Genomic DNA, 21,571 nt, shown 5'->3' with positions numbered 1-21,571 from the left:
AGGTCGATCGCCGGTGGCAGAGTGAGGCGATCGCACGACGACGGCAGAAAGAGCGATCGGGCTAATTCTCTAAATTCCAACTCTAGAATCCTATGCTGTATTCCCCATTTAAGCGACTCAAATCAACCCACTCTAGGGTCACTCATGTTTTCCTAGCTTCCATTTCCCTGTTCGTGCTTGCCACTATCCCCCTATTAACTACTCCTGACTCTCTCTTCCCAGCGATCGCTCAAACTACGGATGCTCGTGAAGCAGAGGGCGATCGGCTAATGCGGCAGGGGCTTCAACAGTCTGAGACTAGCCAAGTCTCAGCAGCGCTGAATTCCTGGCAACAGGCACTGGAAATTTATCGCTCCATTAAAGACCGCCAAGGGGAAGTTAATGCACTGGGCATTTTGGGAGCAGCTTACTTCAATATGGGCAACTCTGCCAAAGCGATTGAGTATACACAGCAGAGTTTAGGCATCGCCCGCTCCATTAAAAACCGCCCAAAGGAGGGTGTGGCACTAGGCGTTTTGGGAGGTGCTTACACCTCTCTGGGCAACTATGCCAAAGCCATTGAGTATTCACAGCAGAGTTTAGCCATCGCCCGCGAAATTAAAGACCGCGAGAGGGAGCGTGTAGCACTAAGTAATTTGGGAATCGCTTACCTAAATCTGGGCAACTATGCCAAAGCCATTGAGTATTCACAGCAGAGTTTAGCCATCGCCCGCTCCATTAAAAACCGCGACGGGGAAGGTAAGGCACTGGGCTATTTGGGAGTCACTTACATCAGGCTGGGCGACTATGCCAAAGCCATTGAGTATCTACAGCAACAGTTAGCCATTGCCCGCTCCATTAAAGACCGCCAAGGGGAAGTTAATGCACTGGGCAATTTGGGAAATGCTTACCGCTCTCTGAACAACTATGCCGAAGCCATCGAGTATTCACAGCAGAGTTTAGCCATCGCCCGCTCCATTAAAGACCCCGAGGGGGAAGGTAATGCACTGGGCAATTTGGGAGTCGTTTACATCGATCTGGGCAACCATGCCAAAGCCATTGAGTATCTACAGCAACAGTTAGCCATCGCCCGCTCCATTAAAAACCCCGAGGGGGAAGGTAATGCACTGGGCGCTTTAGGAATCGTTTACATCTATCTGGGCAACCATGCCAAAGCCATTGAGTATTCACAGCAGAGTTTAGCCATCGCCCGCTCCATTAAAAACCGCGACGGGGAAGTTAATGCACTGGGCGCTTTGGGAGCCACTTACTTGAAGCTGGGGAACTATTCCAAAGGGATTGAGTATTCACAGCAGAGTTTAGCCATCGCCCGCTCCATTAAAAACCGCGACGGGGAAGGTAATGCACTGGGCGCTTTAGGAATCGCTTACCTCAATCTGGGGAACTATTCCAAAGCCATTGAGTATATCCAGCAACAGTTAGCCATCGCCCGCTCCATTAAAAACCCCGAGGGGGAAGGTACGGCGCTCAACAACCTCGGAGCATCATTCTTAAAGGCTGGCAATCTAACAGAATCTGAGAAAATGCTCGTCAATGCGATTCAAGTTTGGGAATCGATGCGTCAACTGCTCGGCTCCAACGATGCCAATAAAGTCTCCATCTTTGAAGAACAAGCTCGCACCTATGTGACTTTACAACAAGTCCGGGTGGCTCAGAATAACCCGATCGCCGCTCTAGAAATTGCCGAACGGGGACGTGCTCGTGCGTTTGTCGATCTACTGACACAACGCTTATCGTCAGGTTCTACCAATCCGGTTATTAACACTTCTCCTGATCGAGAGCAAATCCGCCAAATCGCCAAAGCACAGAATGCCACTTTGGTGCAGTATTCCATCATCTACGATGACTTTCAGATTCAGGGAAAACAAATTATAGCGCGTGAATCCGCGATTTACATTTGGGTAATTCAACCGACAGGTGAAATTACCTTTCGTCAAGTTGACCTCCAACCCCTTTGGCAGAAGCACAACGCCTCCCTAGCCAGCTTGATCATTGGCAATCAAGAATTTCTGGCTGTTCGCAGTCGCAGCAGTTTTGGCTCCACCCAACCCCAACCCGACTTACCGACACTGCATCAACTGCTGATCGATCCCATTGCCAGCCTTCTACCCAAAGACCCCAATGCCCATGTCATTTTCATTCCCCAAGGTTCCCTGTTTCAAGTACCCTTCCCCGCCCTGCAAGATGCTAGTAGCACTTACTTAATCCAAAAACACACGATTCTCACCGCCCCTTCGATTCAAGTTCTGGCATTAACTCGACAACAACGGCAGAAGTTAGCACAGAAGCAACCTAAAAGCAGTAATGCTCTAGTATTGGGCAATCCCACGATGCCTAGTGTGTCTTCCTATCCGGGAGAACCCAAACGGCAATTGTCTCCTCTACCGGGAGCCGAAGCCGAAGCGATCGCGATCGCCCCTCTGCTCAATACTCAAGCGATCATAGGCGCTCAAGGTACAAAAGCCCAGATCGTTCAAAAAATGCCCCAAGCATCGACTATTCACTTGGCAACGCATGGATTGCTCGATGATGTGCGCGGATTGGGAAGTGCGATCGCCCTGGCTCCTTCTGGTAGCGATGACGGCTTATTGACTGCAGAAGAGATTTTCGATATGAAACTGCAAGCAAATTTAGTCGTTTTGAGTGCTTGTAACACTGGAGAAGGCAGAATTACCGGGGATGGAGTAATTGGCTTGTCACGCGCTTTGATTTCGGCAGGAGTGCCCAGCGTGATTGTTTCTTTATGGGCGGTTCCCGATGCGCCGACATCGGAATTGATGCAGGCATTTTATCAAAACTTGCAAAATAATCCCGACAAAGCACAGGCATTGCGGCAAGCAATGTTAACCACGATGAAAACTCACCCCCAGCCGCGAAATTGGGCGGCATTTACTCTGATTGGGGAGGCCGAGTAAGGACGATCGCCACAACCAGATTACAGAGTACGATCGAGGATACTGCCCCTATCGGGAAACTGGCGGCTGCAAAACTTTAGCATCCTTTGCTATTTCCGCTGACTCCAAAACCTCCTCTAAAACCGGAGAAGGAATCGGCACTTCTTCAACTACCTGATGCTTTTCCAAAGTCAAGCGAGACTGAGATGAACCCGACAATCTTTTCAACAATTTCGGTGTCGGATCGTACAGCAAATAAATAATTCGATCGCCTGCTTGCCAAATCTGGGTCGCCGACACTACTTGCAAGTATCCTTGCCTTTCCAGCAGCAGTGGCACCAACTCCCCGGCTTTAACCAAAGCTTGTAAGTGAGCAATCTGAAACTGCAATCCCTCTGTTTTTAACTCAGTTTCCCCCAATTTCACTTCGCCGTCGCTCAAATATTCGTTCCAATCCTTCAGCGACAAATCCGAGACAAAAGCTTGATTGATTTTAGTCGGATTTGCAGGCATATTTGCTTGCGGCTCTTTGGGGAATATTGCCAAAACCCTCGGCGGTGCAAACTCTTCGGCTGCTCGCTGAGCTAACACTAAGTTTACCTCGCCATTGTTAGTCATTGCCAAAAAAGTTCCCATCGATTCCAGTCCGGCTTCTTCTAACACGCTGTGGTCTAGAGCACTGCTCAAAAACACCCGCAAACCCTCTCGTTCGGCTTGTTCGCAAGCTTCGGGATTTGTGTCGATAATTGCCACAGATTCTCCGCGTTCTTGAAACAAGCGAGCAATTAATCTGCTCAAAGGATTTGATCCGACAATTGCTGCACCAGTTGCCGATTTTGAGGTGATGCCCAACAGTTGAGCGATCCGGCCGGCCGTTAGTCCCTGGACGAAAACTGTCATAATAATTGTTAGGAAAACTAAGGCTTTAATCGAGTCGCCACCGTTGATTCCCCGCTGGGTGAGCAAAATTGCAAATAAAGATGCGATCGACGCTGAGACAATTCCCCTCGGCGCTACCCAACAAACAAATAATTTCTGCCGCCAATTCAGTCCGCTATTCCAAGTACAAAGCCAAACGTTGATCGGCCGCACTACCCACATTAAAGCTAAAACTGTAAACAAACTTCCCCAACCGAGGGCGACCACACTAGCGAGGGATAAATCGGCCGCCAGCAGCACGAACAGCATGGAAATAGCAAGGACTGTCAGTTGACCTTTAAACCTCCTCAGCAGCCTTTCTTCCGGCACAGCAGCGGCTCTGAGGACGATGCCGGATAGGACTGTTGCCATCAGTCCCGATTCGCTGCGGATTTCTTCTGCTAAGCCGAAGAATCCCCACAAACCGGCTAAAACTACTAAGTTTTTGAGGTCTTCGGAGAGAAATTGCGATCGCTTGAGAATGAATCCCAGCAGCCAACCTCCCGCAACTCCGATGACTGCGCCAACTAATAGTCGCACGATTAAATCTCGGAACAAAACCAGCAAATCAGCATTGCCGTTCAAAATAATATTCAGCACCAATACTGCCAGAATTGCTCCGACTGGATCGATTAAAACGCCTTCGGCTTCTAGCAAGGCGGCAACTTTTTTGTCAACGGATACTTGTTTGAGCAAAGGGCCGATTACTGTCGGGCCTGTGACGACTACTAGAGAAGCATACAAAAATGCGATCGGCCAGGGAAATTCCCCCAACCAGTGTGCGGCCATTCCGCCGCCAATTAGGGTAATTAAAGTGCCTACGGTAACTAAATTGCGGATGCTGCCGGAAAGTTTTCCCAAATCTCGCAATTCCAAATTCAAGCCGCCTTCAAACAGAATTAAAGCTACGCAAAGGGATACCATAACTTCCAAACCGCTGCCCAGCAGATTGGGGTGCAGCACTCCGAAGCAGTCTGGGCCGGCTAAAATGCCAAACAACAGCAAAAAGACGATCGCCGGAACTTTCAAATAAGCGGCGAGAACTTGAGCGCTGATGCCACAGATGACGGTCATGACCATCAACAGGGTGATGTTAAAGGAGATTTCCATAGATATAATTGTTACAGGCTGCCCGCTTAGTTTTAAATGTTCGATCGCGGGTAATTGGAGTGCAGGCGCTATTTTCGGCGCAGCTTACCAACTCGGCACGTCCCTGGATTTTTCCCAATAAGATTAAAAAAACTTGATAGTCGCTATAACTTTATCAGATAATTCTCTTGGCGTCAAAGATGGGAGTAAGCTGTAGCTAAGCGAGAGATTGTCTGTTATGTTAGAGAGTTGGACGGGGATGCGGGCACAGAGGGAGAGGATTTGACGAATTTTGATGGGGAGTCATTCGATTTTAGATTTTAGATTTTGGATTGATCCCACGGATAAATTCGGAGGCTTGAGGATTTTAGATTTTCGATTTGGGATTGATTCCACGGATAAATCACGTGGCGGGTACCACCTTTGAAATTCGCTTGTCAATCTCAAATCTCAAATCTCAAATAGCAAGAGTTGTCGGCTTTCCAATTACAGAGCGATCAAACCCCCAAATTTATCTGTGGAGTCAATCTCCCATCTAAAATCTCCCATCTAAAATTTATAATCGACTGGCATTCTGCCACCTGCTAAAAAACTCCGATAGAATGGCCGGTGAAACTCGCCCCTCCAGCCAATCTAAAGCCTGGTTTTGCTGGGGTGCGGCCCGATAAAATTTGCACGCATCTATCAGCCGAATCGGAGAATTAGTGACAATAGATTGAGATCGCCATTTTTGTGCAAACTCGTTAATAATAGCCGGAGAAAGTTGTTTTTGCAGCCAATCTAAAGCTTGGTCTTGTTGTGCTAAACCGCGATAAAATTTGCCCACATCTATCAATCGCAAATTACTGTCTTGAGGTAAGGTAGTTGCCCGCCATTTTTGAGCAAATTCCCCTAAAACAGAGGTAGAAACTTGACTTTGCAGCCAAATTAAGGCAGTATCTTGGCTAGCCTTAGCTTGATAAGACGAGAATACCTGAGTCAGCCGCACGTCTGATATGGGAGGGGGAGTCGGAGTGGGAGTCGGCTGCGGAGTGGGTGTCGGGGCTGGAGGGGGAACAATTACTTTGGGAGATTTTCGCATCAAAGCGGCCCAGGTTTTGAGGCTGGCAATACCGTCTGGATTGAGACCTTGAAATTTCTGAAACGAGATGAGCGCCGCTGTGGTGGTAGCTCCAAATTTGCCGTCCATCGCGCCTTGATAGAAACCTTTAATTCTTAATTCCTTCTGGATGTCTGCAACTTTATAACTTACGGCGCCTTCTCGGACGCTTTCAAAAATATTGGTGTCTACATTGCCCGATACGCCTGACACGCTGCCACTGTCGCTGTATTGCCAAAAAGTCCAAGTTTTCCAGCCACCGGGCACCCAAGGTTCCTCAGCACTGGTATAGTGAGCAATCCACAGTGGGTAATCGGCAAACCGTGTTGTCCCCAGGTTGTCCCAGAAACCGGGGTAAGTGTAGATAATCGGCCGCATCAAGGTGGCTTTTTCGACTGCTTCTAACCAAATTGCGGCTCGATCGCACAATTGAGTCGCACTCAAACCCCCTGTAGTTTCCATATCCAAGACTGGCGGCAAATCCCCCGGTTCGAGTTTTACAGTTTTCAAGAACAAATCTATTTGTCCTTGAATGCTGCTTGCAGGTTGAAAAAAGTGGTAAGCACCGCGTTGAATCCCCGCCGCTTTCATCGCCGCCCAATTGCGAGCGAAAGTTTGGGCAACGAACGTTGCACCTTCGGTCGATTTGACAAAACTGAAGGTAATACCATCCCGCGCAACGGCTGGCCAATTGACATTGGGCTGGTAGTCGGAAACATCTATACCGCGAATACTCATATTACCAAGAGTTGAGAAAAGCTGGTTTGCTCTGAAGCAGCGACTCGATTAAGGGTACATTAAATTGTAATGCTAAGTCGCTAAGTGTTTTTTTTGCAGTGGAGATTGTGCGAATGAACTTCGATCGAATAGAGCCCGGCCCTGGTCAAGAGTCTGTTTGGGATTACCCACGTCCCCCTCGGCTTGAGGAATCGACCAAACACGTACAGATAATTTTTAATGGAGTGACGATCGCCGACACGCGCCGTCCTCAGCGGGTATTGGAGACAAGCCACCCTCCTGCCTACTATATCTGCCCCGATGACATCAAAATGGAATATTTGCACAAAACTTTACGGGGTTCTTGGTGCGAGTGGAAGGGACAAGCCGGTTATTACACTGTGACGGTAGAGTCGAAAGAAGTAGTAAATGCTGCTTGGTTTTATCCCAATCCTAATCAGGTTTTTGCAGCTATTAAAGATTATGTGGCTTTTTATCCGAGCAAGATGGATGCCTGTTATGTGGACGGGGAATTAGTGCAATCTCAACCAGGGGATTTTTACGGTGGCTGGATTACCAAAGATATTGTCGGCCCGTTTAAGGGAGGGTCAGGAACGTGGGGGTGGTGAGGGAAGGTTGAGTTTTGAGTTTTGAGTTTTGAGTTGAGAACAGCGACAGAAACCACGTTTTTTTTTACGCAAAACCTCATTACAGCTTCGACTCGGTTTAAATAAAAAAACCATGTTTATTGAGTTTGTGAGCGCCGCGAATGAGTTAAGGATTGGCTCTGAAATCTTCTTCTGACGACGCAAAAAGCCAACCGTAAAAAAAATGAATAATAATTCAATAGCTTTCTAATTGAGTGAGGATAAATCAATGTAATGCAATGCAGGCAAGGCATAAGCTAACGCCGCAGCTTATCCCTTGAAAGAAACAGTGTAGTCAAGAATACAGTGACTGTTCATAAATAAATGTTAGTATAAGTTAATATCTGACACTAGCTTTGTTGCTTCTTTATTATTTATTTATTCGGATCTGCGCTGTGTCTGTTGAATTTATTGAGCCGTCCAACTCGCCAGAAAACTCACCCAAAAATTTATCTTTAGAGTCTACTCTTAAGGATCTGGCTCTCTTCAATTTTCAGGTTGACTCCTCATATCTCGCCAAAGAAGTAGCTCGGTGGTTTCAATCTAACCCGCTGCTTCCGGGAGTTATCTTAAACGTAAATGGGGAATTTTTAGGGATGATATCGCGTCGGCGATTTATGGAACGCATGAGCCGCCCTTACGGAGTAGATATATTTGCTTGCAGACCGATTATAGCCTTGTATCAAATAGCTCAAACCGATATTTTGATTTTACCAGGAGTAGCCTTAATTGTCATGGCAGCTCAGCGCTCCGTGCAGCGACCGCCGGAACTACTTTACGAACCGATTGTTGTGCAGTTAGAACCTCAAGTTTACCGACTTTTAGACGTGCACCAACTCTGGGTAGCTTTATCCCAAATTCACCAACAAGCTACTTGGTCTATGAGCGAACTTTATTACAATTTATCCCTTACGCAATCCGAGCTAGAAGCAGCTAATTCTCAATTAAAAGCAGCTAATTCCGAACTGTATCGCCTTGCCAACTTAGATGGCTTAACTCAGATTGCTAACCGCCACTGTTTTAACGAATACTTAGAGAAAAAATGGCAAGAATTGGGAGAAGCTGCTGCAGAAATATCTTTGATTTTATGCGATGTTGACTTTTTTAAGAGATACAACGATACTTACGGACATCAGGCGGGAGATGCTTGCTTGCAGCAGGTAGCCAAAACTATTGTTGAGGCTGTACATTACTCCGCAGGCGCCGTTTCCGGGGAGACTCTGGTGGCTCGTTACGGCGGTGAAGAATTTGCGGTAATTTTACCCCGCACTTCGTCTGAAATAGCTGTTTGGATTGCAGAGCAAATTCGAGTTTGGGTAAAAGAACTAGAAATCGAACACCTTAATTCAGCGGTGTGTTCTTTCGTGACGCTGAGTTTGGGGGTAGCAAGCACGTTTCCTCATCCCGAAACTTCTCAGGAAAATCTGCTTGCAGCGGCAGACCGTTCGCTTTATCAAGCTAAAGACCGAGGTCGCGATCGAGTGATTTTAGATTTTAGATTTTAGATTGGAAAAAGTTATCCACGGATTTATCCGTGGGCTTGTTTAATGGTTTCGATCACAGATTGTCTGGCAAATCGCCGATCGACCTGCCGATGCTAGCCAGCAATTTCTCCAAAGCTTTCATCTGCTTGACGGTGAACGTGGGTACGTTCTTCCCCAACTCCCAACGGCTGATTGTTTGCGACGAAACGCCAAGCTCTCGCGCCAAATCTTCCTGACTCATGTCCAGTTCTTCCCTGAGCTTCTTCAAATGCGACTCTTCATCTTCTGGTCGCGGAACGGGCTTTTTCGGCATAACTTTGATCGCACATTTTTTCTATAAGATGCTTAAGCATCTTAGGATCGCGAATTAAATTACTTACAATTTTAATTGTTATTGTGGGATGGGCGTCCCGCCCGTCCAAAAAAGACGGGCGGGACGCCCATCCCGCAAACTTGTGGAAGTTATTTAATTCTCATTCCTTACTTCCTTCCCCGTAGAAGATTATCTACTTCTGATTCTTCCTTCGCGTCCTTCGCGTCTTCGCGGTTCAATCATACTAATTTTTCCGACCCGCCAACAGTAATTAAACAACAAACAGATCGCCCAACGGTAAGGCGCATAGCTCGAAAGGCGTGATCGCTCCTATTGTCATTGGAACTGTTATGGGGCGATCGTCCCGTGCTTACAAAGACTCGCACCAAGCACGTTCTGCCGTCCAGTGTCTGTCTGAAGATTCATAAATCCTCAACCCATCCAACCCGGCATTCTGCATCATCTCCTCAACTTCATCCAGCGTAAATGCTGCTTGCAACGAATCGCTGAATAACTGTTTCTGGTGCGCGTTGCAATCTCCCGCATACAGATTGACTAAATTATCCCTGATTTCCGCTTTTTCCGGCCGCAGCAAATCCCGCAAAAAAATTGCTCCCTGTGGCTTCAACACCCGCTTGACTTCCTGCAAAAACGGCAGCGGATCGGGCAAATGGTGGATAATGCTGTTGGAAATCACCATGTCAAAATAACTGTCTGGATACGGCATGGCTTTAGCATCGATCAGTTCCAGCTTAATTTGCGATCGCACGCCCGCCTTTTCCACATTTTGGACCCCGACTTTCAGCATATTTGCCGACAAATCAATGCAAGTCAACTTCCATGCTGGCCGCAGTTGAGAAATTGCGATCGGAATTCTCGCCGTACCCGTCCCCGCATCCAAAACGTTTCCAAAAACCGGCCCCAACGCCGCAGCACTCTGAGCAAAAGCAGCATTAACCTCAGCAAAGTCCATCGAATCGTATTCGATCGCCTCTTCCAAGGAATCCATCACTTCCGGTTCCAAAACTCGCTGCATAAAATTTATCTCGTTATCTGGCATTTCTATATATGGGTTCAGTTTCGCCTGCAAAAGCTCGACTAACTCCGGTTCCATATATTTGTAATTGTCCGGGATTTGCAGACAAATAACTTTCTTGCCTTCGAGACTTTCGGGAAATTTGCTGCGAAGTCGATCGCCATGCTTCTTCTCCATCACAAATATCAAATCTGCCCAACTGACAAGACCCTCAGTTACTCTGATTCTTGCACCTTTTTCGGTTCCAGCCGATCGCACACTGTAGCCACTAACCTTCTGGCATATTTTCTCCGCAGTCAAACTTCTCCACTTATTCTGACTGCACACAAACAATATCTTGATTTTATCCATTCAGACACAATTACAAAATTCTATGTTTATCGTGGCACGGGCGTCCCGCCTGTGCTTCCAAAGCGGTTAAAAATTTCCTTCTAATTTCTCCCCGCTGGCACCTTGCATACCACAAATCATGTATTTTGTCAAACTTGACAAAATCTGCGTTACAATTATTAAACCATAAAATGCGGATTTTGCATAAACAATTGTACTTGTTACATTTGCAGAGTTCGCTAATTTTACGATTTTAAAAGCTTTCAGCGCTAAAATTTTAAATTAGTCATAATGCCCCTGGATTATGAAAATCGTACCACAAGCCTCAAAGCCAGTAAATAGGTAAAATAATTGAGAATGAAGTCAATAATTTTGCTCATCTTTAGATTTTCTTAAGATTTCAGCAGTCAAAATAGATCGAACATTTAAAACTAAATCGACTTTTAGATTGTTTTTGCTTATTAAATTAGCTGGAATTGCCCCGAAGATGGATCGACCCTCAAAAATAGATAGAGATGCTCGATCGCCCAATGGCATCCCACCAAACTCGATCGAACTCTGCTAGAATTAGTAAAACGAAGTCGTTATGAGTTTAAGTAAATAGCTATGACCAACGAAACCGTAGAAAACCTAGTAATTATCGGCTCCGGACCCGCAGGCTACACAGCAGCCATCTACGCCGGGAGGGCAAACCTGAAACCCGTAGTGTTTGAAGGCTACCAAGCCGGAGGTGTCCCCGGCGGTCAACTGATGACCACCACAGAAGTAGAAAACTTCCCCGGCTTTCCCGAAGGCATCACCGGGCCGGAACTCATGGATCGGATGAAAGCTCAAGCAGCGCGCTGGGGTGCGGAGTTATACACAGAAGATGTAATTTCGGTGGATTTGAGCCAGCGTCCGTTTACAGTGCGATCGGAAGACAGAGAAATCAAAACCCACACGATAGTAATAGCTACAGGCGCGACGGCGAAAAGGCTGGGGCTGCCTAGCGAACACGTATTTTGGAGTCACGGCATTTCTGCCTGTGCCATTTGCGACGGCGCTACCCCAATTTTTAAAGGAGTAGATTTAGCTGTAATCGGCGCGGGCGATACCGCAGCGGAAGAATCTATTTATTTGACAAAATACGGCTCTCACGTACATATGCTGGTGCGGCGCGATCAAATGCGCGCCAGCAAAGCCATGCAAGACAGAGTGCTGAGCAATCCCAAAATTACCGTGCACTGGAACACCGAAGCACTGGATATCTTGGGCGAAGCGGGCGGCAAAATGGACGGGGTGAGACTTAGAAATATCGTGACAGGTGCCGAGAGCGATTTGCTGGTGAAAGGATTGTTTTATGCGATCGGTCACACTCCCAACACTCAACTGTTCCAAGGTCAGTTAGAACTCGACGAAGTAGGTTATATCGTTACCAAACACGGTTCGGTAGAAACCAGCGTCGAGGGAGTTTACGCCGTCGGCGACGTACAAGACCACGAGTTTCGCCAAGCCATCACCGCCGCCGGCAGTGGTTGCATGGGGGCGATGCTGGCAGAAAGGTGGCTGTCGTCCAATGGTTTAGCTCAGGAATTCCGCCAAACCGAGGAATCCGAGCAACCCGTCGCAGCACCGGAGGCTCAAAAAGTACGCAAAACCAGCGCGAACTTTGATATCCAAGACACGCGCCACGAAGGAGGTTATGCTTTGCGGAAGTTGTTCCACGATAGCGATCGACTGATTGTGGTCAAATATGCCTCTCCGAGTTGTGGGCCTTGCCACAGCCTCAAGCCGATTTTGAACAAAGTAGTAGATGAGTTCGAGGGCAAAATCCACTACGTGGAAATTGACATCGAAGAAGATCCAGAAATTGCTGAAAATGCTGGCGTGATTGGTACGCCGACGATTCAGTATTTCAAAGACAAAGATTTGGTGGCTGAGCTCAAAGGAGTTAAGCCGAAAAGCCAGTACCGCGAGTTAATTGCCAGTAATTTGTAGAAAGGCAAATTAGCAAAGACTTTTTAACCGCTGATATCTGCGTTCATCTCCGGTTAAAAAGTCTTCCTATGGTTTTCGGTAAATATTGATATGCTGATGAAAACAAATCTGACGCACGAATTATCAATTATGGCTCAAAGCCGCCTCCGACTGCCGCGATTTCTCAACAGTGCCTCACCGTCAAGCCTGTCAATGAAAATGATGTGGGCAGGTTTGACAATAACTGCCGTGTTTATATTGGTAGCCACCTTGTCTCCAGCTATGCAAGCTTGGGGATGGCTGCAAAATCCTACGGAGGCTTTGATTAACCCCATCCACGAACCGCCGTCGGCGAATTATTGGTTTGGTACTAGCCGCAGCGGCTACGATGTGTTTTCCCGCACGCTGTTTGCTTCTCGGGCGGCTTGGCAAGTGGTGATTTTAGCCACATCTTTGAGTTTGTTTATCGGTGTGCCGCTGGGTTTGGTTAGCGGTTATTTGGGCGGTAAGCTCGATCGAGTGTTGTTATTTTTAATGGATACAATTTATACTTTGCCGGGGCTGCTGCTTTCTTTGACGCTAGCGTTTGTAGTGGGAAAAGGAGTTTTGAATGCTGCGATCGCCCTGAGCATTTCCTACATCCCTCAATATTACCGCGTCGTCAGGAATCACACCGTCAGCGTCAAAACCGAATTATTTGTCGAAGCTGCGCGAGCAATGGGTGCTGACACTTGGACAGTGCTTTCGCGCTACCTGTTTCTAAATGTAATTCAGAGCGTACCTGTGCTGTTTGCGCTCAACGCTGCCGATGCGATTTTAACATTAGGAGGTTTGGGATTTCTCGGATTAGGACTTCCCGAAGCAACTCCCGAATGGGGACACGACTTGCGTTTAGCTTTAGATGCGCTACCTACTGGCATTTGGTGGACGGCTTTGTTTCCCGGTTTGGCGATGACTTTAATGGTGGTGGGACTGTCTTTGGTGGGGGAAGGATTAAACGAGTTTGTTAACCCCCGCCTGCGGAATCAGCAGTAATCTGTCTTGGGGTTAAATTAAGTTCGCAGTCAGGACTTTAGTGGTTATTCAGCAATATAACAAAAACTGAAGTCCTGACTACAAACACACGCTATAAAGAGATGGTAAGATCAGCCCGATTAATTAATTACTAAATCTTTCTCTCAATAAGGTTAATTCTTTCTAGTAAACCTTCGTTGGGTTGTCAATATAGACAGGGAGCGGAAATTTTTCTTGATAGCTTCATCCCCTAACGGTCAAGCCACATAATTTAAACCAGAGTAGAGGATAAAGCGAGACTCTGTGCTTTCGGAGGACACGCTGTAAATAATAACAAAATTTTGAGCATCGCACCAACGTCCTACCGTTCCATTGCTTTAAGTATCCTGAAGTTTAGGCCTTCTCTAACCATAGCAAGCACATCGCTAACTGGATAAATTTTTCTTCCCTGGCGGAGTTATCATCGGCAGGCAGTTGCAGCAACGTCGGCTGTGGCTTTTTTTCCGTCTGCTTGAAATTATCAAGACAATTCGGGAATCCTACCTACAATTGATGGAAGGAGTTTATTGAATCTTCACACTGTCACAATGTATTTAAAGGAATCGTGAAGTTATACTTCCGGGAGATGTCGAATTGTATTGTTTGTGAGACCCTGCGATCGCGCAAGTGCGAACCGAAAGCCAAAAATTTTAGAGAAGTCCGCAGCCCAGAGTTGCGCGGCGGGTTAACTCTCAGTAGAATTTATCCTGGTGGTTTTTGCCATGGACGCGACAAACTCGTGTCGAACTGCTTAAATAAGAATGTGACGTTAAGAACTTAATGTGATTTAACGTGAAAATTAAACCCAATTTCTGAGATTTGAGCTAACTTAACAATGAAAGCCCCTGTTGCATTACTCAACCCGCAACGCTTCATTGGGGGTCAGAGTCGGTCTCTAATCCAGAGTTACCGACTTAAAACTAAAGCTACGAGCTTTATTCAATCGCAGATTGCGTATGATTCAATTCAGGGAAACAGGGTAATGATGGGTGTATCTACACGGATTGTATTGGTTCCAATTTGGGCAACTCAAAAATTGTCTGCTAACTGTCTGGCCAACTACGCCGCAGCCGTTCACCCAGATATACGCAGAAAACAGGGCCGTTTGATCGTGCCAAAGTTTTTGCGGGCCGTTCTCAGGATTTAGCAGAGCCGGACATGAGTTAGTATTGTCAAGCTAAGCTGACAGAGTTTTCCTAGTTCTTGACCAACAATGGAAAACAACTTCCATTTTTTGTGAGAAAGGCTACAATCGGGAAGGTCTTTGCAAGATCCGATTCTCCCCGTTTGGTGCTTCAACCCTCTGCTGTTGCATTTGAGGCAGCAGACCGGCATCCAAGGTGGCGAAAACTTGCCGTGCAACTGTCATGTCTGACAACCAGAGTGAAAGCAAGGCGAATCAAAAGTTCGACACCTCCAATACAAAAGTTAGAGGGTTCCGTGCGGGAAAACTTGTACGGGTAAAAGCTCGAAGTACCGAGTAAAAAAGCCAGTATTTTTGGAAGTGTGATCGATCGCACTTCATGGTTTGCTTCTGGGGGCAAGGTATTGCAGATGATGTGGTAACTCGCTCCGAAAGAAAAAGCCGCTAGCTCAATTTAAGGTCGCGATGTTAAAATCTGCGATCAATTGAATGCGCTGACTGCTTCAAACCAGAACTCGAACCGTGACTCATAAAACAGGTGCAGTTTCGGTAACAAATTCAGCTAGCAGACCAAAAATCCCACTATTTCTTCCTGCGGGAATGTCAATCCTGGCTAACTTGTCTAAACTACAAACAGACACTATTCCACTGTTATTTATTCTTTAATTCAGGAGCATGAGGAAGACGGCATGATCCCAGCTAACACCGTACTCGCAACCACAATTACACCGGAAATGGAAACAATCGAGTTGCTTCGGGGCGCCGAAAGCGTTCTACCTGAGAGCGAGTTAGAACTCTTTATCGACGAAGAAGACGATCGAGAAGAATTCTTAGACTCTCAATCTGAGGAAGATCCTAAATCTGGCAAAGGCGCCAAAGCCCGCCGTCGGGCACAGGCAAAGAAAAAGCATTATACTGAAGACTCTATTCGTCTTTACCTGCAAGAAATCGGTCGGATTCGACTGCTGCGAGCTGACGAAGAGATTGAACTAGCACGCAAGATTGCAGATTTGCTGGAATTAGAGCGAGTTCGAGAACAACTGCTCGAAGAGTATAACCGCGAACCCAAAGACAGCGAATGGGCGAATGCTGTAGATATGGCACTTCCTGCATTCCGTCACCGACTCCACGTCGGTCGTCGGGCCAAGGAAAAAATGGTGCAATCAAACCTGCGTTTGGTGGTGTCGATCGCCAAAAAATACATGAATCGCGGTTTGTCTTTCCAAGATTTGATTCAGGAAGGCTCTTTGGGTCTGATCCGGGCCGCTGAAAAATTCGATCACGAAAAAGGCTACAAGTTTTCTACCTACGCAACTTGGTGGATACGTCAAGCCATCACCAGGGCAATCGCCGACCAATCCCGCACTATCCGCCTGCCTGTTCACCTTTACGAAACCATTTCGCGCATCAAGAAAACTACCAAACTCCTGTCTCAGGAAATGGGTCGCAAGCCTACGGAAGAAGAAATTGCTACCCGCATGGAGATGACGATCGAGAAGTTGCGGTTCATTGCTAAGTCCGCACAGTTGCCCATCTCTCTAGAAACTCCGATCGGCAAAGAGGAAGACTCACGTCTGGGAGATTTTATTGAATCTGACGGGGAAACACCAGAAGATCAAGTCTCGAAAAACTTGCTTAGGGAAGACTTGGAAAGCGTTTTGGATACTCTCAGCCCCCGAGAACGAGATGTACTGCGGCTGCGTTACGGCTTAGATGACGGACGGATGAAGACCTTGGAGGAAATTGGTCAAATCTTTAACGTCACTCGTGAGCGGATTCGCCAAATCGAGGCTAAAGCCCTGCGGAAGTTGCGCCATCCCAACCGGAACAGCATCTTAAAAGAATATATCCGCTAGAGTAATTTGCTAGCATCACCCAAAAGAGTGATTCGCAGTCTTTTGGGTGGGAGACCCCCCGCCCCGGTTTCAGCTATAGCTGTTAAATTTTGTGCGGCTAACAGCAGGGAGCAATTGGCTATTTGTGGCCCAAATCGTGCTGTCAAAATTTTGGGAGTCCGTTACGGAACTCCCAAGCTTTGCAGTGTCACAAAAGTCTTAACTAGAAAATTACATCACGCCCCAAAAGTGAAGCAGACCTTGACCGGAAACCAATTCGATGATGACAGCGGCAGAGAAACCAATCATCGCCAAACGACCGTTCCAATTTTCGGCTCCTTCGCTGAAGCCCCAGTTCCAAGCGTTGCGTTTTTGTTCTTGCATAGTGCGAACTCCTTTCGTTAACTTGTGTAAGGCTTATGTAAATAAATATAACATTCCTTGATAAAAATGCAAGCTTGTGATTAGTGACATCGGTCACAACGGTCGATCGACCTTGATGATTTTGCCTAACGAGGAAAAATAGCCAACTCGGTATCAGGGTCGAACAAGTGAATTTTGTCATGGGCGATGGCCAACCAAAGCTCCTCGCCAACTCGGATCGATCGCTCAGGAGGAACCCGCACTTGCATCCGCACGGCCGGGGCATCCGTCAAACAAACCCCCAAATAAGTTTCGTGTCCCAAAGCCTCTACAATTTCCACTTGTACTGAAATATTTTTCGTAGCCGGAGGGTTAATGCTCAGATGTTCCGGCCGAATGCCCAAAATTAGGCCTCGCCCGTCATATTGTTGTAGACTTTTAGCCCAAATATCGGGTAAAGTAAAGCGAAATTGCGGGTGAGAAATCAACAGCGGAGCACTAAATTCCACCGACAAGAAATTCATCGGCGGAGAACCGATAAACTCAGCAACAAACAGATTAGCCGGCTTGTTGTAAAGCTCTAGAGGTCGAGCTACTTGCTGAATCTGGCCGACCTTCATAATAGCAATCCGATCGCCCATAGTCATCGCCTCAGTTTGGTCGTGAGTCACATAAATAGTTGTAGTGCCCAACTGTCGCTGCAACTGCACAATTTGCGATCGAGTTTCCGCCCTCAATTTCGCATCCAGATTCGATAGCGGTTCGTCCATCAAAAACACTTCAGGATTCCTAGCCATCGCCCTACCCAAAGCTACGCGCTGCTTTTGCCCTCCCGAAAGTTGTTTTGGCAAGCGATTTAAAAGAGATTCTATTTGCAATAATTCAGCTACCTCTCGCACTCGTTTTCCTACAGCCTTTTCCCGTTCCGACCAATAGCGCAAACCCGGAGGCAACTTGCGAGTCGCTCCTCCTAAAAAGTCCTCAAACAAAAGATAAATAAGAGGATTTTTTAAAGAATTAGAAGCTAAATAATTAATAACCTCTTCTAGCTTATTCCTAATTTTTTCTATCTTCTGGCTGCTTCCTTCTTCTCCTTGTATCTTCCCCCTTATCCCTTCTTCCTTCTTCCCTCTTCCTTCTTCCTTCTTCCTTCTTCCTTCTTCCTTCTTCCTTCTTTCGTCTTTCTCCCTTTCCGAGCGACGCAATCCAAAGGCGATATTATCGTAAACTGTTAGGTGAGGATAGAGAGCATAATTTTGAAATACCATAGCGATATCTCGGTCTTTAGGAGGCAAATCGTTAAGGAGCCGAGCGCCAACCCAAATATTGCCGGCAGTCAAAACTTCCAAACCGGCGATCGATCGCAGCAAAGTGCTTTTTCCGCAGCCAGAAGGCCCCACCAACACCATGAATTCCCCGTCTTCGACCGTCAGGTTAATGCGCCGCAAAACGCTGTTAGACGCAGGGCGATCGGCTAGAGGTGAGACACTTTCTGCGACGGTGTTTGCTTCTTTTTCCTGTTCTCCTTGGCGGAGGGGAAAACTTTTGTAGATATTTTCTAATACAACTTGCGCCATTAAACAATTTTAGATTTGAGATTTTAGATTTTAGATTGGGCATGGGGCTTGCTCAATGCCCGATGCCCAAGGCCCAATGCCCAATGACTATTGACTGCTGATAACTTTGATGATTCTTTCACCCGGATTGAGGTCAAAAACTCGATCGCCCGCAGCATCTTTCCCCCAAAAAGCTATACCATCAATAGTCGATCGCAACAGGCGGCCAGAATTAGTAAAAAGTTTGACATCCGTACCCGGAACAGCCTGCAGCAACCCAACTAAAGCATCTTTAGGCTCTGAGAAACGAAAAGCTTGAGTGCCAATTTCCCCCCGGTTAGTAAGTCTGACAGAACCTGCGGGCATTCGTTTTGCCCAACCCAACTCAGAAAATAGCACCAGACTGTCGTTCGCGTCCAGAGTGATGCAACCCACCAACTCTTCCTGCTTCCGCAACCTGGTTACTTGAGATCCCTGGGCTGCGCGGCCCATTGGTGGCAATTGTTCATCATCAATCTCAAACCGGAGGACTCGGCCTCCTGAAGTTGCGATCGCCACTTGCTCGCCGACTTTACCCAGACTCGCACAGCGCAGCCGATCGTCCTCCTTGAGTTTAACAACAGTAACGCCACGATTAGTCAAATCAGCAAATTCCTGCATCGGCAAGCGCTTAATTTTCCCTTGCTGAGTCAGAGTTACTAAATCTGCCGCTTCCGAATTTTCCGGCAAAATAAAGTGTGCAACTGTGATTTCCGACAAAGCGCGACCGGCACTATCTTTAGTAGCACTCGGCGACAACAAACTAACGATCGGCGTTCCCCGGTCTTTGGCGCTACTACTAGGAATATCGGCCACTTTCAGTGGGTAAGCTTTGCCGTTAGGAGTTAAAACGACCAAAGTGCGATCGGTTTTCGTCAGATTTGCCGTCAAAATAAAATCTTCATTTTTTTCTAAAGCTGAAACCGATTTTTCGCGACTTTTCGAGCGTGGCTTTTCCCCAGTCGGCAAGCGTCGCACGTACTGCTTGTGCGAAAATTCAACAATAGTTTCCTCTGCCTCTATAACCGGCAATAAGCTAGGCTGAATCGTTGCCGGCGACAACTGCTTCACCGCAGAATTTTTCTTACCAGCAAATTGTGATTCGGCGTTTGCTGCGCGTCCGGTTCCATTGGCGAATTTAGTGCGGCGGGGGTCAGCGTACTTGCGTTTGAGCGAGCGAAATTCCTTCTTTAAAGCCTTCAAAAGTTCGCGCCTGTCGCTCAACAACCGCTGCAATTCTTGAATATTAGCCATCAACTCATCAAACTCAGACTGCAAATTTTGCCTTTCCAAACCAGTCAGCCTCCGCATAGGCATCGCCAAAATCGCATCAGCTTGACTTTCGCTCAAATTGAGGCGAACTTGCAAAGTTTGCTTAGCAGTAGAGCCGTCAGGAGAATTTCTGAGAATGTCGATCGCGGTATCGAGATTTGTCAAAGCCAACATTAAGCCTTGGACAATATGACAGCGACGTTCCGCAGCCTGCAACTCGTAATTGTAGCGGCGGGTAAGAGTCACTTCCCGGAAATCCAGAAATTCCTGCAACAATTGTCTGAGCGTCAACTGTCGCGGTTGACCGTTGACAATTGCCAGCAAAATCGCCCCAAAATTTGTTTGCAGGTCAGTTTGTTGATAAAGACGAGCCAGAACCGCTTCTGGGGTAAATTCCCGCTTGAGTTCAATCACCACTCGAATCCCTTCGCGATCACTCTCGTCACGCAAATCAGAAATACCGTCGAGGCGGCCAGCATTGACCAACTCCGCCACCTTTTCAATCCAAGCCGCCTTATTTACCTGAAACGGAAACTCCGTCACCACGATCGCCGTTTTAGTACGCACCTTGCGATTACCTGGCACCTCTTCCACCCCAGCCACACCCCTGACCGCAATGCTGCCTCGACCCTTAGTGTAGGCGTCAACAATGCCCTCTGTAGCAACGATTTCCCCTCCGGTTGGAAAATCCGGGCCCGGAATCAGTTCTATCAACTTCTCGTCGGATAGTTCCGGGTTTTCAATCAAAGCAATTAAACCGTCTACCACCTCTCCCAAATTGTGTGGCGGGATATTAGTTGCCATCCCCACAGCAATGCCCGTACAGCCGTTGAGTAACAGAAACGGCAACTGAGCAGGCAGCGCCGTCGGTTCCTGCTGCGAACTGTCAAAGTTAGCAGTAAAATCAACAGTTGCATCGCCGACTTGGGTTAGCATAGCTTCGTGGGCGATCGGTGCCAGCCTCGTTTCCGTATAGCGCATAGCAGCCGCCGGATCATTGTCCACCGAACCGAAATTGCCGTGACCCGCCAGTAAAGGATAGCGGCTCGAAAACTCCTGAACCATGCGTACCAGAGCGTCGTAAACCGATTGGTCGCCGTGGGGGTGATATTTTCCCAAAACATCTCCAACTACCCGGGCGCACTTACGGTAAGGTCGGTCTGGCGTCAGACCGAGTTCGTGCATCGCGTACAAAATTCGACGGTGAACTGGTTTTAAACCGTCGCGGACATCAGGCAAAGCTCGCCCGACGATCACACTCATGGCATATTCGAGGTACGATTGCTGCATCTCGGCGTGCAGAGGCGTAGAAATTACTTGCCCGGAAAGTAGGTTGAGTTGTTTAGCCATGAGTCCTTGTGTCCGTTAATTCCTGAGTGAAAACAGCCTCTGTCAATAATGCCGAGGTTCCCTGTCTCGATTTAAAAGTCTTTGCAGCAGGCGAACCGAAAGTTCGATCCAACCGCCCAGTTGAAGAATAAAAATAAACTTAACTTGTGAAAGCAGAATCAGAGTCCCGAAGACGGGCAACACTTGCCTCTTACTCTCCACTCTTACCCTAACCTCTATGTTGCCTTCATTTGTGCCTACCTGTCTATTTACCTTCTGCCGTGAGAAGGTTGATTCGCAGGAAAACACTGAAGGCCAGAAACTCAGAACCTAGTGAGGCTTTAGCTCTTCCTAGGAAAGCGTCACAAGGGACTTGAGTCCCCGTCAATCCATGATAGAATTTAATTGCAATTAGGAATAATATCAGGTTCGGGTAATTACTTATAATGTGAATTCGGCCGCTCGAACTTGAATTCGGGCGCTCGAACTTGAATTCG

General features: G+C 47.3%; 14 protein-coding genes. 6 read left to right on the top strand and 8 right to left on the bottom strand.

Annotation, left to right across the window (positions count from 1 at the left end; translation table 11 throughout):
• Positions 1-173: 173 nt before the first annotated feature.
• The gene (locus QUA34_RS20315; protein WP_333389050.1) at positions 174-2,915 is read left to right on the top strand and encodes a tetratricopeptide repeat protein; all 2,742 of its coding nucleotides are present in this window, start codon (positions 174-176) and stop codon (positions 2,913-2,915) included.
• 48 nt (positions 2,916-2,963) lie between these two features.
• Here the strand turns inward: QUA34_RS20315 and QUA34_RS20310 are convergent, their stop codons facing one another.
• Together QUA34_RS20310 and QUA34_RS20305 are read right to left on the bottom strand one after the other, a co-directional pair.
• Entirely contained in the window at positions 2,964-4,922 is a 1,959-nt protein-coding gene (locus tag QUA34_RS20310; RefSeq protein WP_333328113.1) for a cation:proton antiporter domain-containing protein, read from the bottom strand.
• 535 nt (positions 4,923-5,457) lie between these two features.
• Positions 5,458-6,738: a GH25 family lysozyme gene (locus tag QUA34_RS20305; RefSeq protein WP_333328110.1), complete on the bottom strand. Its 1,281-nt coding sequence runs from the start codon at positions 6,736-6,738 to the stop codon at positions 5,458-5,460.
• 113 nt (positions 6,739-6,851) lie between these two features.
• Here QUA34_RS20305 and QUA34_RS20300 point away from each other — a divergent pair, with 113 nt between their 5' ends.
• Positions 6,852-7,346, top strand: a complete 495-nt coding sequence (locus tag QUA34_RS20300; RefSeq protein WP_333389049.1) for a DUF427 domain-containing protein — start codon at positions 6,852-6,854, stop codon at positions 7,344-7,346.
• Positions 7,347-7,759: 413 nt separating this feature from the next.
• Entirely contained in the window at positions 7,760-8,869 is a 1,110-nt protein-coding gene (locus QUA34_RS20295) for a diguanylate cyclase domain-containing protein (RefSeq protein WP_333328104.1), read from the top strand.
• 52 nt (positions 8,870-8,921) lie between these two features.
• Here the strand turns inward: QUA34_RS20295 and QUA34_RS20290 are convergent, their stop codons facing one another.
• Together QUA34_RS20290 and QUA34_RS20285 are read right to left on the bottom strand one after the other, a co-directional pair.
• A complete protein-coding gene (locus tag QUA34_RS20290) occupies positions 8,922-9,161 on the bottom strand; it encodes a helix-turn-helix transcriptional regulator (RefSeq protein WP_333328101.1) in 240 nt (79 codons plus the stop codon).
• 370 nt (positions 9,162-9,531) lie between these two features.
• The gene (locus QUA34_RS20285; RefSeq protein ID WP_333389048.1) at positions 9,532-10,548 is read right to left on the bottom strand and encodes a methyltransferase domain-containing protein; all 1,017 of its coding nucleotides are present in this window, start codon (positions 10,546-10,548) and stop codon (positions 9,532-9,534) included.
• Between the two features lie 585 nt (positions 10,549-11,133).
• Between QUA34_RS20285 and trxB the strand changes: the two genes are divergently transcribed.
• The 3 genes from trxB to rpoD all read left to right on the top strand — a co-directional run bounded on the left by trxB (position 11,134) and on the right by rpoD (position 16,536).
• On the top strand, positions 11,134-12,504 hold the full coding sequence (gene trxB / locus QUA34_RS20280) for a thioredoxin-disulfide reductase (RefSeq protein WP_333389047.1): 1,371 nt from the start codon (positions 11,134-11,136) through the stop codon (positions 12,502-12,504).
• Positions 12,505-12,633: 129 nt separating this feature from the next.
• A complete protein-coding gene (locus tag QUA34_RS20275) occupies positions 12,634-13,518 on the top strand; it encodes an ABC transporter permease (protein ID WP_006632901.1) in 885 nt (294 codons plus the stop codon).
• Between the two features lie 1,851 nt (positions 13,519-15,369).
• Entirely contained in the window at positions 15,370-16,536 is a 1,167-nt protein-coding gene (gene rpoD / locus QUA34_RS20270) for an RNA polymerase sigma factor RpoD (protein ID WP_333389046.1), read from the top strand.
• 210 nt (positions 16,537-16,746) lie between these two features.
• On the opposite strand, the gene QUA34_RS20265 is transcribed toward rpoD, so the two are convergent.
• From QUA34_RS20265 to QUA34_RS20250, 4 genes are all read right to left on the bottom strand, one after another.
• Positions 16,747-16,899, bottom strand: a complete 153-nt coding sequence (locus QUA34_RS20265) for a high light inducible protein (protein ID WP_015179166.1) — start codon at positions 16,897-16,899, stop codon at positions 16,747-16,749.
• A gap of 125 nt (positions 16,900-17,024) precedes the next feature.
• A complete protein-coding gene (locus tag QUA34_RS20260; protein ID WP_333389045.1) occupies positions 17,025-18,455 on the bottom strand; it encodes an ABC transporter ATP-binding protein in 1,431 nt (476 codons plus the stop codon).
• Between the two features lie 87 nt (positions 18,456-18,542).
• The gene (locus QUA34_RS20255) at positions 18,543-21,095 is read right to left on the bottom strand and encodes a DNA topoisomerase (ATP-hydrolyzing) (RefSeq protein WP_333389044.1); all 2,553 of its coding nucleotides are present in this window, start codon (positions 21,093-21,095) and stop codon (positions 18,543-18,545) included.
• A 244-nt stretch (positions 21,096-21,339) separates the two neighbouring features.
• A partial coding sequence (locus QUA34_RS20250) for a hypothetical protein (protein ID WP_333389043.1) occupies positions 21,340-21,571 on the bottom strand: 232 nt, incomplete at its 5' end.

The organism is Microcoleus sp. POL10_C6 (assembly GCF_036701585.1).
In the GTDB taxonomy this organism is placed as follows: domain Bacteria; phylum Cyanobacteriota; class Cyanobacteriia; order Cyanobacteriales; family Microcoleaceae; genus Microcoleus.
The sequence above is the reverse complement of the archived record's forward strand: the minus strand, read 5'-3'. Positions and strand labels throughout refer to the sequence as shown.